Consider the following 11,895-nt stretch of genomic DNA (forward strand, 5'->3'; position numbering starts at 1 on the left):
GTGAAAACGGAGCGCATAAGCAGCCCCGCCTTCACTAAGGTGAACAAGAAGCCGAAGGTCAGGGCTTGCGCGCCTGCCCCACTTCGGCAATCGCATCCTGGAACTCGGCCAGGTCTTCGAAATTTTTGTACACGGAGGCGAAGCGGATGTAGGCGATCTTGTCGAGGCGCTTGAGTTCCTGCATGACGAGTTCGCCGATATAGCCGGAATCGACTTCGCGCAGGCCGCTGGTCAGCAGTTTTTCCTGGATGGACGCGATGGCCGTGTCCACGGAGGCGGCCGCAACGGGACGCTTGCGCAAGGCCAGCATCAAACTGCCGCGCAACTTATCCGCAGCGAACTCCGTCCGGCTGCCATTCTTTTTGACGACGGCCGGCATGATAAGTTCAATGCGCTCGTACGTGGTAAAACGCTTGTCGCATTTGCCGCAGCGGCGGCGGCGCCGAATGGCATCCCCTTCCTCCGATACGCGCGTATCGAGAACCTGGGTGTCGCCGTGCTGGCAAAATGGACATTTCATGGGCTGGTTACAACTTTATAGTAATAATTACGGGAAATCGCCGTCCTTGTGCAAAGGGCGCCCGAATCACTCCGGGCGCCCTTGGGCACGAAGGAATGTGTCATACAGAATCTTACTCCGTATGACACATTCTGGACAAATTATTATGCGGCGTACACAGGGTGCGCGTCGGCCAGGACTTTCACGGCCGCTTTCACACGCTCGATGGTGGCGGCGTCATGCGGATTGTCCAGCACGTCGGCGATCAGGTTGCCCACTTCTTCCGCTTGCGCTTCCTTGAAACCGCGCGTCGTCATCGCCGGGCTGCCCAGGCGGATGCCCGAAGTGACGAATGGTTTTTGCGGGTCGTTCGGGATACCGTTCTTGTTGCAGGTGATGTGCGCGGAACCGAGGATGGCTTCGGCTTCCTTGCCCGTCAGGTTCTTGGCGCGCAGGTCGACCAGCATGACGTGCGATTCGGTGCCACCGGAAACGATGCGCAGGCCGCGCTTGATCAGGGTTTTCGCCAGCACGTCGGCGTTCTTGATCACTTGCTTCTGGTATTCGACGAATTCAGGGCTCAGCGCTTCCTTGAAAGCGACGGCCTTGCCGGCGATCACGTGCATCAGCGGGCCGCCCTGGATGCCAGGGAAGATGGCCGAGTTGATGGCTTTTTCGTGTTCGGCCTTCATCAGGATGATGCCGCCGCGCGGGCCGCGCAACGATTTGTGCGTGGTCGAGGTGACGAAGTCGGCGAACGGCACCGGGTTCGGGTACAGGCCGGCGGCGATCAGGCCGGCGTAGTGGGCCATGTCGACCATGAAGTAGGCGCCAACTTCCTTGGCGATCTTGCTGAAGCGTTCGAAGTCGATCTTTTTCGAGAACGCGGACGCGCCGGCGATGATCAGCTTCGGCTTGCGTTCGCGGGCCAGGCGCTCCATTGCCTCGTAGTCGATGTCTTCTTCCGCCGTCAAACCGTAGGAGACGACGTCAAACCATTTGCCGGACATGTTCAGCGGCATGCCGTGGGTCAGGTGGCCGCCTTCGGCCAGCGACATACCCATGATCAGGTCGCCTGGTTTCAACATGGCAAAGAACACGCCCTGGTTCGCTTGCGAGCCGGAGTTCGGCTGCACGTTCGCGCATTCGGCGCCGAACAGCTGCTTGACACGGTCGATGGCCAGTTGCTCGGCCACGTCGACGTATTCGCAGCCACCGTAGTAGCGCTTGCCTGGATAGCCTTCGGCGTACTTGTTCGTCAGCTGCGAGCCTTGCGCTTCCATTACGGCTGGCGACGTGTAGTTCTCCGACGCGATCAGTTCGATGTGATCGTGCTGGCGCGTGTTCTCTTTTTGAATGACGGCGAACAATTCAGGATCGACGTTGGCGAGGGTGTGATCTTTTGCAAACATGTAAAAACTCCAAGTATGAGGGTGCTTGTACTGGCAGATTGGATCGAATGAGGGGAGCCGGCGTTAAGTGAATAACAACATTGGACAGGCAGCCTCTTCGTGCTTTTCCATAGTGGCTACCCAGGCGAACGGCTGATGAAAAATCTCACGTTTCCCGGTGGGTGCCCACCTTTCGCCGGATTGCCGATCGCCACTCATGGAGATCGCCCGACTTTTCGCCAGTCACGTGAGACGTAATGGAATGCAAATTGTAAGTTAAGTGCCCAAATTGAGCAAGGAATGCAAGCGTGCGGCTATAATCGCCGCCCGGGCAGCGCCGGCCCATCGTCTTAAGCTGGATGTAAACTTTGCTCAGGCATGTAAGCGTATGTTACGGGGCTTGCCATTGCAGCTCTCCGTTTTACAATGCTGCGGTGCAACTTATATGCAGCTTTTGCATGGCTTTCCAGCAAGCGCCCACAGTCACAAGAAGAAAAATCGCGTAAAATGTTGCTCAATCTCACTACTGGCGCAATAAACATGCCTTCAGTCTTTACCTGGAACGTACGTGTCTACTATGAAGACACCGACGCCGGCGGCATCGTCTATTACGCTAACTACCTGAAATTCTTCGAGCGCGCGCGCACCGAATGGCTGCGCGCCATCGACGTGGGCCAGCAGGAATTGCTGGAACAGCACGACGCAATGTTCGTTGTCAAAAGCGTCAACGCCGACTATCATGCGCCAGCCAGGCTCGATGACACGGTAAGATTAACCTTAAACATAGAAAAAATGGGGCGCGCCTCCATCGTTTTCCTGCAACAAGCCTGGTGCGGCGACCGCCTGCTCAACACGGCCCGCGTCAAGATCGGCTGCGTCGATTCGGCACTGCGTCCGCGCGCCGTGCCTGATGCAGTCGCGGCCCGCATGCGCGCCGCCTGAGCCCTACCCGCCACCTCCGGACAATTCACCCAACAGACTGCCAGCCAATGAACGTTACACAAGATCTTTCTTTCCTCGCGCTCATCTCCAATGCCCATTTGATCGTGCAACTGATCATGGCCCTGCTGCTGCTGATTTCCCTGACCAGCTGGACCTACATTTTCCGCAAGATGTTTGCCGTGCGCCAGGCGCGCAAGCAAACCATCGAATTCGAACGCAGCTTCTGGGCCGGCGGCAACCTGCATGCGCTGCACCAGAACGCCAGCGGCAACCGCGACCAGAGCGGCGCGCTGGCCCGCATCTTCGACGCAGGCATGGGCGAATTCATCAAGGGCAAGGCTTCCTACGGTTCGCGTGAAGCGCTGGACGTCGGCGCCGTGCTCGACGGCGCACGCCGCGCCATGCGCGCCGCCTTCCAGCGTGAAATGGACGTGCTCGAATCGCATCTGGCCTTCCTCGCTTCCGTCGGTTCCGTCTCGCCATACATCGGCCTGCTCGGTACCGTCTGGGGCATCATGAACGCCTTCCGCGGCCTGGCCAACGTGCAGCAAGCCACCCTGGCCGCCGTCGCGCCCGGCATTGCCGAAGCGCTGATCGCCACCGCCATCGGCCTGTTCGCCGCGATTCCCGCCGTCGTCGCCTACAACCGTTTTTCGCATGACATCGACCGCCTGGCGATCCGCTTCGAGAGCTTCGTCGAGGAATTCTCCAACATCTTGCAGCGCCAGTCGCGCTAAGAGGGGGCAGCGTCCATGGGTTCCTCATTCAATAGCGGCGGCATGCGCGGCGGCCGTGGCCGCAAGTTCAAGTCCGAAATCAACGTCGTGCCGTACATCGACGTGATGCTGGTGCTGCTGATCATTTTCATGGTGATGCCGTCGTCGAACAATCCCAGCGTGGTGAACTTGCCCAACGCGGAAAAGTCGGCCAAACCGCCCGATGACTATATTCAGATCGTGCTGAAACCGAATGGTTCACTGTCGATCGGCGTCATCGGCAAGGAACAGCTGTCGCCGGAAACGGAACCGAACCGCGACGCCCTGCTGCGCAAGCTGCGCGGTTTGCACGAGAGCAATCCCGACTATCCCGTGATGATCGCGGGCGACAAGGAAAGCAAGTACGACGATGTGATCCAGCTCATTTCGGAAGCGAAAAAGATGGGCATTACCCGCGTTGGCCTGGCCACCAAGTAAGCGCAGCATCCTGTTTCCAGACTTGACCGTTTTTAGATAGACTAGACTTTGCAGAACAAACAAATCGACCATGTACTCGGCAAGCCCTACAGCGTGCCGCGCGAACGCAGCCGCTGGCCCTCGCTGGGCCTAGCGCTGGCGATGCACCTTGGGCTGCTGTTTTTCCTGTGGGTGGGCGTACACTGGCAAAATACGGAACCTGTCGCCGTCGAAGCGGAAGTGTGGGACATGAAGGTGCAGACGGCCGCGCCGCCGCCCGAAGTGGCGACGGAACCGGAGCCGACACCGGCCCCGCCGCCGGAACCGGAAGTGGAACAGCCGGCCCCGCCGCCACCGCCGCCGGTGGCCGCGCCCGAGCCGAAGGTCGACCTGCGCGAGGCGGAGATCGCCCTTGAGCGCAAGAAGGCCAAGCTGAAGGAAGAAAAAGAGAAAGCGGCAGCGGAAGAGCGCCGCAAGCAGGAACAGAAGGAACGCGAGGAAGAAAAGCGCGAACTGGAAAAACAGAAGCAGAAAGAAAAAGACAAGGCTGAAAAGCTGGAAAAAGAAAAGGCCGACAAGCTGGAGAAAGCCAAGCAGGCCAAAGAGAAAGAAAAAGCGGCGGAAGAAAAAGCCGAGAAGGAACTGTCCGATAAAAAAGCGGCGGCGGAAAAAGCTGCCAAGGCGAAAAAAGCGGCGGAAGAGAAAAAAGCCGCCGACAAGGCACGCGCTGCGGAAATGAGCCGCATCACGGGTGCGGCGGGCGCCGGCACGACGGGCACGGCCGAGAAATCGACCGCGCCACGCAAGGACAGCGGCTATGTCGCTGCCCTGACGAGCAAGATCAAGAGCAATATCGCGTACAGCGGTAGCACGGACGTGCCGGGCAACCCGCGCGCCGTGTTCAAGATCGAGCAACTGCCAACTGGGGAAATTATTTCGGTCCGAAAGATTAAAAGTAGCGGCCTGCCGGCGTATGACAGCTCGGTGGAAAACGCCATTAATAAATCGTCGCCACTGCCGAAGAAAAAAGACGGCACCGTGGAACGCGAGATTGAACTCATATTCGAGATGAAGGATTTGCCTAAATGATGACCATGAAAAAAATGAGCTATGTCGTGCTCTGCGCCAGCCTGGTGCTGGGAGCGTCCAGCGCCCAGGCGCAGTTGCGCGTGGAGATTACGGGGATCGGCAGCAACCAGATTCCGGTGGCTGTCGCCAGCTTCGTCAATGAATCGGCGGCGCCGCAATCGCTGTCGGGCATTATCAAGGCCGACCTGGCGCGCAGCGGCGTGTTCAAGCTGATCGATGCCGATGCGCCCGTATCGGAAACGGCACCCGTCAGCTACGAACAGTGGAAGTCGCGCGGCGCCGACGCGCTGGCGGCCGGCACCGTGCAAAGCATGGCCGATGGCCGCCTGGACGTGCGCTACAAGCTGTTCGACACCATCAAGGGCGCGCAGATTTCCAGCATGAACAATGCGGCCGCGCCGCAGTTCAACCGCTTGCTGGCGCACAAGATCGCCGACGACATCTATGAAAAGCTGACGGGCGTCAAGGGCGCGTTCGCCACGCGCATCGCCTACGTCACACAATCGGGCCGCGAATACCGGCTGGAAGTGGCCGACGCCGATGGCGAAGGCATCCAGGTCGCGCTGCGCTCGAACGAGCCGATCATTTCGCCTGCCTGGTCGCCGGACGGCACCAAGGTCGCGTATGTGTCGTTTGAAAAGAAAAAGCCCATCGTCTACGTGCAAAACCTGGTGACGCGCCAGCGCACCATCGTGTCGAATGAAAAAGGCAGCAATTCCGCGCCGAGCTGGAGCCCGGACGGCTCGCGCCTGGCCGTGGCCCTGTCGCGCGACGGCCATACCCAGATCTACACCGTCAATGCCGACGGCAGCGGCTTGCGCCGCACCAGCACCAGCAGCGGCATCGATACGGAACCTCAATTCTCGGCCGATGGCCAAAGCATTTACTTCACCAGCGATCGCAGCGGCGGACCACAAATCTACCGTATGTCGGCCAGCGGTGGCGAAGCCAAGCGCGTGACGTTTGGCGGCTCCTACAACATCAGCCCGCGGATCTCGTCCGACGGGAAGACACTTGCTTATATTTCCCGTCGCGACGGCAATTTCCAGCTCTACGCGCTCGACCTGGCTAGTGGCCAGGAACTGCGCCTGTCGGACACCGCCAACGACGAATCACCGAGCTTTTCGCCCAACGGGAAATATATCATGTACGCGACCGAATCCGGACGACGCAAGTCGCTGGCAGTGGTATCGGTGGATGGCCGCGTCAAACAGCGTTTGACTACGCAAGCTGGCAATATCAAGGAGCCCACCTGGGGTCCTTTTATGAAGTAAATGCTGTACAGTTTCACCTTTAACCATGACCCGGAGAATAAAAATGAGTAACTTTAAAAGTTTGGCTTTCATCGCCGCTACCGCAGCTCTGCTGTCCGCCTGCAGCACCCCAGTCAAAGTAGCCGAAACCCCAGTGGTTGAGCGCGCTCCTGAAAAAGTCGCAGCTCCAGTTGACACCCGTCAAGTTCAGCCAGTGACGACCGCATCGGTCGATCCACTGGACGATCCAAAAGGCGTGCTGGCTAACCGCAGCATCTACTTCGACTTCGACAAATACGTCGTGCGCGAAGCGGACACCCCAGTCGTGCAAAACCACGCTGCTTACCTGGTGAAAACGCCTAGCCGCAAGATCCTGATCCAAGGTAACACCGATGAACGCGGTGGCGCTGAGTACAATCTGGCCCTGGGCCAGAAACGTGCTGAAGCCGTGCGCAAGTCGATGGCAGCCCTGGGCGTGCCAGAAGGCCAAATGGAAGCCGTGTCGCTGGGCAAAGAAAAGCCTAAAGCACAAGGCAGCAACGAAGCAGCATGGGCAGAAAACCGCCGCGCTGACATCGTTTATTGATGTTGACAGGTGAGCGCGGCAGCATTGGCGCTTACCTAACTGGCCAGTCATAGGCATAATAATGGGGCGCAGCGCGGTGATTCACCGCCCGGCGCCCCGTTTGCATGTTTGCGTAACCTTAGAAAGCCCGACCCATGATGACATTCTCGAAAGCCGGCGTCGCCGCCGCCTTGATGGCCGCGTTTGCCTACCTGCCCTTGCACGCCAACGCCGCCCTGTTCGATGACGACGAAGCGCGCAAGGCCATCCTCGAGCTGCGCGCCAAGGTCGACGCCATGGCGCGCGACCTGAACAGCCGCGTCGACACCAAGGCGGACAAGACCAGCACCCTGAGCCTGATCAACCAGCACGACCAGACCATGCAAGAGATCGCCCGCCTGCGCGGCCAGATCGAAGTGCTGGGCAACGACCTGGCGAATGTACAAAAGCGCCAGAAGGATTTCTACACCGACATCGATGCGCGCCTGCGCAAGCTCGAGCCGCGCCAGGTCACCATCGATGGCCAGGAAGCGGCCGTGGGCGTATCCGAGCAAAGCGCGTACGAATCCGCCTTCGGCCTGTTCAAGTCAGGCGACTACAAGGGCGCCGTCACGGCCCTGGACGGCTTCGTGAAACGCTATCCGGAATCGGCCTACGCGGCCAACGCGCAATACTGGCTGGGCAACGCCTATTACGCCCAGCGCGACTGCAAGAGCGCCATCACGGCCCAGCAGGCAGTGCTGAAGAACTACCCGGACAGCCCGAAGGCGCCCGACGCCATGCTCAACATCGCCAGCTGCTACACGGAGCTGAAAGACAAGGCCAACGCGACCAAGACCCTGAACGCCCTGATCTCGCGCTACCCGGACTCCAGCGCGGCCCAGGCCGCCAAGGAACGGGGCGGCAAAAAGTAAAAGCGGGGAAAAAGTTGCCCGTTAGGTTTGACAGAATCCCGGGCACCCCCTATAATCTTTCTTCTTCGGGTCGTTAGCTCAGCTGGTAGAGCAGCGGACTTTTAATCCGTTGGTCGCAGGTTCGAATCCCGCACGGCCTACCACGAATACGCAGTACTGATCTGCTTGCGAGTTGTTATAGCAAGCATTTTTTTACGGCACAGTGTTACCGAAGTTGTTGTAAAAAGTTTTTGGGTCGTTAGCTCAGCTGGTAGAGCAGCGGACTTTTAATCCGTTGGTCGCAGGTTCGAATCCCGCACGGCCTACCAAATACTTCAGAGAAGCCAACCGTTCGCGGTTGGCTTTTTTGTTTTCAGCAGCATCACTTGCACGCGATGCCATCGCTGACACAAATCAAACGCCTTGCCACCTGCGATACAGCTTTATCGGACTGTCGTATAATCAGACAATCATGAACGCCACACCATCCTCGACCATGTCCGAATTTGCTACAACGGAAGCAGCCGAAACCTATGAACAATGGTTTCGCGCAAAGGTGCTGGCGTCGCTCAATGATGACCGCGCTACCGCCTCGCACGAGACAGTCATGGCGCAACTGAGGAAAATCGTCACGCCGCAGACTGACGGCCATGCTGCCGATTCAATGGAAGGTTGAAGCTCAAGAAGATTTGACCGCGATACTCACGTATATCGCGCAGCACAACCGGCCGGCAGCGCTGCAGCTTTACCATGACATCGACAACGCCATCTCCCGGCTTCCCTGCCACCCTCACCTATACCGGTCCGGAAGAGTTTCAGGCACGCGCGAACTGGTTGCCCATCCAAACTATGTCGTCGTGTATCGCGTTGAAGCAAGCGCGATAGAAATTCTTGCCGTCATGCATACGCGGCAACTATATCCTTGAGCAACAATACCTCCACCCTTTTGCATGACGCCCCGAGTTTCTAACGCGACACCAGCGCCTGCCGCCCGGCCAGATGCGCCACCACGTTCCCCATCACCCGCCCCAGCGGCACCTCCACCCAGCGGTAAAACGCCGCACCGGCCGCCAGGCTGGCGCCCCAGGCCGTCAGCATGCCCAGCGCCTGCCACTCGGGCTCGAGTGGAACGTGGGCGATAAACAGTGCATTCACCAGCAGGCTGACGGGAAAGTGCACGAGGAACACGGCATACGAGATGCGGCCGAGGGTGTTGACGATATTCCAGGCGCCGCCCTGTGCAGGCGTGCGGGCGCGGCCGAACAGGAACAGGGCGCAGGCGACGATCAGGGCCAGGGCGATGCGGCTGCGGTAGTCGACGGCCAGGGCCAGCAGGACGGGCACGGCGGCCATGGCCATGAGCGCGGTCATGGCGCCGGGTTTACGGGCCGGATCGCTGGCCCACCAGGCCAGCATGCCGAGACCGTAGCTGCCGAAGAAATACGGCGCCCAATTGTCCCAGTCCGCGTCCAGATTGAAATACAGCAGGGAAAAGGCAATACCGACGGTGACGGCCAGCGGCATCAGCCAGTGCCGGCGCCGCTGTCCCGCCACGCGGCCGCTCAGCCACAGCAGCGATACGGTCAGCAGGTACAGCTGAAAATCGATGGCCACGTACCAGGCGCCGGCCGACAGCGATTCGTAGCCCAGCACGCCGTGCAGCAGCAAGGCATGGGCGCTCAGCTGGCCCAGGGTGACGGCGGCCGACATGGAATCGTGCCGCATCCAGATGCCGGCCACTGGCGTGATGATGGCGGCGAGCAAGGTGGCAGCCAGGAAAGGCGGCGCCAGCTTGGCATAGCGGCGCCAGACCGCTTGCAGAGGGTTGGCGATGCCGGGACGGCCTGCGGGCGAGAGCGATTTGGCGACGAGAAAGCCGCCGATGACGAGGAACACTTGCACGGCGATGCGCGCGCTGCCACCGAGCCAGTCCAGCAGCTCGGGCCACAGCGGCTGCACGTAATCGGACATGGGCCCGTAAAACGCCAGATGGTGCAACACGATCAACTGTGCCGCGCCTGCCTTCAAACCATTGATCCAGCCAAACTGCGGACGATGTGCCAGGTCCGCCTGTGATACCACTGCTGCTGCCGTCATTCCCTATCCTTGCCGTGCCAGGTAGTCTCGCCGGCCATGCGCGCAACGGGCGCGCGGCCGAGGATTTACCGAAAGGCCGACATCATAGCCGAGCCTGGCATTTCGGTGACGCGCGGCAGACGACCGATATCAATCCTTGCGCGACAAATCGGCACGCAACAGGGTCTGGATCACGCTGCCGCCCTGCTCGTTCGCGCGCACGGCGACCGCCATGGACGGCATGACGAACAGCACGCCATCGTGATCGCTCCAGGTATCGACCAGTTGCTCCAGTTCGCGCCCCAGCGACTCCGGCCGCCCGATCTGCCGGGCCAGCTGCGCCTCGCACTTGCCCTCATAGCCGACGCGGCGCGGGCACTCATCGATACGCACGAACGGCATCTTGCTCTCGCGCAAGCGTGCGGACAATTGCGCGGCCACCGCCGCCGGCGCACCATCGAGATACAAATGGTAAGACGGCACACGGCAGCATCTCCCGGACAACAACAGCAAGCCGACCCTGGCGCCGAATGCGGCCGAGGAAGCTGATGGCACATAGGCAAACGGCGGCGTGTTGCCGTCCCATACAAAAGTCTTGCGCTGCTCGGCGGCGTTCGCCCCGCGCCAGCCGGACAGGCAGGCGGCATTGTCGGCGGCAAAACAGGTCCGGTAGCCGGTTTGATCGCTGATAAACAATTGCTCTACCGGATTGCGCGCGCCGGCGGCCTCGGGCGCGGTGCCGTCCGGCCGCACTTCCCAGCTGCCCGCGCCGTTCTTGTGCCATGCCAGCGCCGTGCGCGACCAGGCCCATAGCCGCTCGTATGGCTGGAATTGGTAGGTAGGCGTATCGGCCAGGTAAATTCTCGGCAGCGGGATCGGGTCTCGCCGCTTGCCGTCCGCATCGACGACCAGCACCACGGACGGCGCATATTCGCTATCGACATATGCAAACGACCTTCCATCGGGCGAGATGGCCGCCAAGACTTGGGCGTGCAAGTCGCCATCGTTTTCTGGCGGACTGGGCAGTACAGTGGTTTTCAGGGGCAAGCCACGTAACAGAAAACCGGGGCGCTGGTCGCCGGGAAAATAGCGCACGCCGGGAGAGAGGGGAAAGCCATGCGTGTACGTCTCGGTGCCACGGTAGCCGTCTTTCGACGCCGCGATCTTCTCGACCACGGCCTTGCCCGCTTGCTCGTGGACCAGCGCCAGCACGCTGTCATCGTCAGGCAATCTGACGAAATAGACGGGCTGGGCGAAGTCGGTCCAGCGTTCGATACCACCGGTGGTCTTGACGATAACTTTATCGCCATATATCAGCCGCATGGAATTGTTGTGCGTGGACATCAGGGAACCGCCACCCTGGCGGTACTCGACCGACAAGGCGGCAAACCGCCCGTACGTGTCGGCCTTGGTCACCTTTTCGCCACGGCGCAGCACAGCAGCATATTCGCCCGTGGCCGGCTCCGTGTAAGGCCAGCAGCCAGTGAGCAGTACGAAAGCGGTGGCGCAGCACCAGCGATACCGTGCAGAAATTCTCATGCGTGATCAACCTTTCAGCTTGAGACTGCACTCCAGCGCTGCAAATTCGGCAATCTTGCAGGCATTCTACGACAGATTCAGGGCTGATTCGCTTGCGGCTGCGCCAGGATGGCGTCGAGCAAGCCGGGAAAACGGCTCTCGATATCGGCGCGGCGCAGGGTGTTCATGTGCGTCGTGCCCGCGTTTTCCGTGTAGACGAGGCCCGCTTCGCGCAAGACCTTGAAATGGTGGGAGACGGTCGATTTCGGCCGCCCGCCGTCCAGATCGCCGCAAGCGGCCGCGTCGACTCTGGCCAGGTGGCGCACGATGTCGAGGCGAATGGAATCGCTCAAGGCGTACAGCACTCTTTCGAGGACGAATTCGCTGGCGGGAGGATGTTTGTGTGGACGCATGTGCAGAATCATACAGCATGCGCTATACTAATTCCATTATTCGAATATTTACGAACTAACGAATCAGCATTCACCCACATTTCC

At 60.1% G+C, this 11,895-nt stretch carries 14 protein-coding genes, 2 tRNA genes and 1 riboswitch; of the genes, 11 read left to right on the top strand and 5 right to left on the bottom strand.

Annotated elements, in window-relative coordinates; all coding sequences use genetic code 11:
* Nucleotides 1-58: 58 nt before the first annotated feature.
* Both nrdR and glyA read right to left on the bottom strand, forming a co-directional pair.
* On the bottom strand, nt 59-520 hold the full coding sequence (nrdR, locus tag AC54AG_RS23980) for a transcriptional regulator NrdR (RefSeq protein ID WP_034759169.1): 462 nt from the start codon (nt 518-520) through the stop codon (nt 59-61).
* Between the two features lie 143 nt (nt 521-663).
* Nucleotides 664-1,911: a serine hydroxymethyltransferase gene (gene glyA / locus AC54AG_RS23985; RefSeq protein ID WP_034759173.1), complete on the bottom strand. Its 1,248-nt coding sequence runs from the start codon at nt 1,909-1,911 to the stop codon at nt 664-666.
* Between the two features lie 111 nt (nt 1,912-2,022).
* A riboswitch (ZMP/ZTP riboswitch) is annotated at nt 2,023-2,147 on the bottom strand.
* Between the two features lie 283 nt (nt 2,148-2,430).
* Between glyA and ybgC the strand changes: the two genes are divergently transcribed.
* The 11 genes from ybgC to AC54AG_RS24040 all read left to right on the top strand — a co-directional run bounded on the left by ybgC (nt 2,431) and on the right by AC54AG_RS24040 (nt 8,730).
* Nucleotides 2,431-2,832 carry a tol-pal system-associated acyl-CoA thioesterase gene (gene ybgC, locus AC54AG_RS23990; RefSeq protein ID WP_070300900.1) on the top strand — a complete coding sequence of 134 codons (402 nt, stop codon included), beginning with the start codon at nt 2,431-2,433 and terminating at the stop codon, nt 2,830-2,832.
* 47 nt (nt 2,833-2,879) lie between these two features.
* The gene (tolQ, locus tag AC54AG_RS23995) at nt 2,880-3,569 is read left to right on the top strand and encodes a protein TolQ (protein WP_034759183.1); all 690 of its coding nucleotides are present in this window, start codon (nt 2,880-2,882) and stop codon (nt 3,567-3,569) included.
* Between the two features lie 15 nt (nt 3,570-3,584).
* Complete coding sequence (locus tag AC54AG_RS24000; protein ID WP_223278896.1) at nt 3,585-4,025, top strand: ExbD/TolR family protein; 441 nt, start codon at nt 3,585-3,587, stop codon at nt 4,023-4,025.
* A gap of 48 nt (nt 4,026-4,073) precedes the next feature.
* The gene (tolA, locus tag AC54AG_RS24005; RefSeq protein WP_080698819.1) at nt 4,074-5,093 is read left to right on the top strand and encodes a cell envelope integrity protein TolA; all 1,020 of its coding nucleotides are present in this window, start codon (nt 4,074-4,076) and stop codon (nt 5,091-5,093) included.
* Between the two features lie 5 nt (nt 5,094-5,098).
* On the top strand, nt 5,099-6,367 hold the full coding sequence (gene tolB, locus AC54AG_RS24010; protein ID WP_034759574.1) for a Tol-Pal system beta propeller repeat protein TolB: 1,269 nt from the start codon (nt 5,099-5,101) through the stop codon (nt 6,365-6,367).
* Between the two features lie 43 nt (nt 6,368-6,410).
* On the top strand, nt 6,411-6,932 hold the full coding sequence (gene pal / locus AC54AG_RS24015; protein ID WP_034759187.1) for a peptidoglycan-associated lipoprotein Pal: 522 nt from the start codon (nt 6,411-6,413) through the stop codon (nt 6,930-6,932).
* Between the two features lie 134 nt (nt 6,933-7,066).
* Nucleotides 7,067-7,825, top strand: coding sequence for a tol-pal system protein YbgF (gene ybgF, locus AC54AG_RS24020; RefSeq protein WP_034759191.1), 759 nt, complete (start codon nt 7,067-7,069; stop codon nt 7,823-7,825).
* A gap of 67 nt (nt 7,826-7,892) precedes the next feature.
* Nucleotides 7,893-7,968, top strand: a tRNA-Lys gene (locus tag AC54AG_RS24025).
* Between the two features lie 89 nt (nt 7,969-8,057).
* Nucleotides 8,058-8,133 (top strand) — tRNA-Lys (locus tag AC54AG_RS24030).
* 143 nt (nt 8,134-8,276) lie between these two features.
* On the top strand, nt 8,277-8,480 hold the full coding sequence (gene relB, locus AC54AG_RS24035) for a type II toxin-antitoxin system RelB family antitoxin (protein WP_070300899.1): 204 nt from the start codon (nt 8,277-8,279) through the stop codon (nt 8,478-8,480).
* Complete coding sequence (locus AC54AG_RS24040) at nt 8,455-8,730, top strand: type II toxin-antitoxin system RelE/ParE family toxin (RefSeq protein WP_034759194.1); 276 nt, start codon at nt 8,455-8,457, stop codon at nt 8,728-8,730. Before relB ends, AC54AG_RS24040 begins: the two co-directional genes overlap by 26 nt.
* Nucleotides 8,731-8,770: 40 nt before the next feature.
* On the opposite strand, the gene AC54AG_RS24045 is transcribed toward AC54AG_RS24040, so the two are convergent.
* The 3 genes from AC54AG_RS24045 to AC54AG_RS24055 all read right to left on the bottom strand — a co-directional run bounded on the left by AC54AG_RS24045 (nt 8,771) and on the right by AC54AG_RS24055 (nt 11,811).
* Complete coding sequence (locus tag AC54AG_RS24045) at nt 8,771-9,901, bottom strand: acyltransferase family protein (protein WP_496631747.1); 1,131 nt, start codon at nt 9,899-9,901, stop codon at nt 8,771-8,773.
* Between the two features lie 129 nt (nt 9,902-10,030).
* The gene (locus tag AC54AG_RS24050) at nt 10,031-11,419 is read right to left on the bottom strand and encodes a TolB-like translocation protein (RefSeq protein WP_496631748.1); all 1,389 of its coding nucleotides are present in this window, start codon (nt 11,417-11,419) and stop codon (nt 10,031-10,033) included.
* Between the two features lie 77 nt (nt 11,420-11,496).
* On the bottom strand, nt 11,497-11,811 hold the full coding sequence (locus tag AC54AG_RS24055) for an ArsR/SmtB family transcription factor (RefSeq protein ID WP_034759577.1): 315 nt from the start codon (nt 11,809-11,811) through the stop codon (nt 11,497-11,499).
* Between the last annotated feature and the right edge of the window lie 84 nt (nt 11,812-11,895).

Source organism: Janthinobacterium sp. BCJ23 (assembly GCF_059617945.1).

What these genes read in the sequence shown, in the direction of transcription:
- ybgC (WP_070300900.1), top strand. Translation starts at nt 2,431, where the DNA reads ATGCCTTCAGTCTTTACCTGGAACGTACGTGTCTACTATGAAGACACC.
- pal (WP_034759187.1), top strand. Translation starts at nt 6,411, where the DNA reads ATGAGTAACTTTAAAAGTTTGGCTTTCATCGCCGCTACCGCAGCTCTG.
- AC54AG_RS24000 (WP_223278896.1), top strand. Translation starts at nt 3,585, where the DNA reads ATGGGTTCCTCATTCAATAGCGGCGGCATGCGCGGCGGCCGTGGCCGC.
- relB (WP_070300899.1), top strand. Translation starts at nt 8,277, where the DNA reads ATGAACGCCACACCATCCTCGACCATGTCCGAATTTGCTACAACGGAA.
- nrdR (WP_034759169.1), bottom strand. Translation starts at nt 520, where the DNA reads ATGAAATGTCCATTTTGCCAGCACGGCGACACCCAGGTTCTCGATACG.
- ybgF (WP_034759191.1), top strand. Translation starts at nt 7,067, where the DNA reads ATGATGACATTCTCGAAAGCCGGCGTCGCCGCCGCCTTGATGGCCGCG.
- tolQ (WP_034759183.1), top strand. Translation starts at nt 2,880, where the DNA reads ATGAACGTTACACAAGATCTTTCTTTCCTCGCGCTCATCTCCAATGCC.
- glyA (WP_034759173.1), bottom strand. Translation starts at nt 1,911, where the DNA reads ATGTTTGCAAAAGATCACACCCTCGCCAACGTCGATCCTGAATTGTTC.
- AC54AG_RS24055 (WP_034759577.1), bottom strand. Translation starts at nt 11,811, where the DNA reads ATGCGTCCACACAAACATCCTCCCGCCAGCGAATTCGTCCTCGAAAGA.
- AC54AG_RS24045 (WP_496631747.1), bottom strand. Translation starts at nt 9,901, where the DNA reads ATGACGGCAGCAGCAGTGGTATCACAGGCGGACCTGGCACATCGTCCG.
- AC54AG_RS24040 (WP_034759194.1), top strand. Translation starts at nt 8,455, where the DNA reads ATGCTGCCGATTCAATGGAAGGTTGAAGCTCAAGAAGATTTGACCGCG.
- AC54AG_RS24050 (WP_496631748.1), bottom strand. Translation starts at nt 11,419, where the DNA reads ATGAGAATTTCTGCACGGTATCGCTGGTGCTGCGCCACCGCTTTCGTA.
- tolB (WP_034759574.1), top strand. Translation starts at nt 5,099, where the DNA reads ATGAAAAAAATGAGCTATGTCGTGCTCTGCGCCAGCCTGGTGCTGGGA.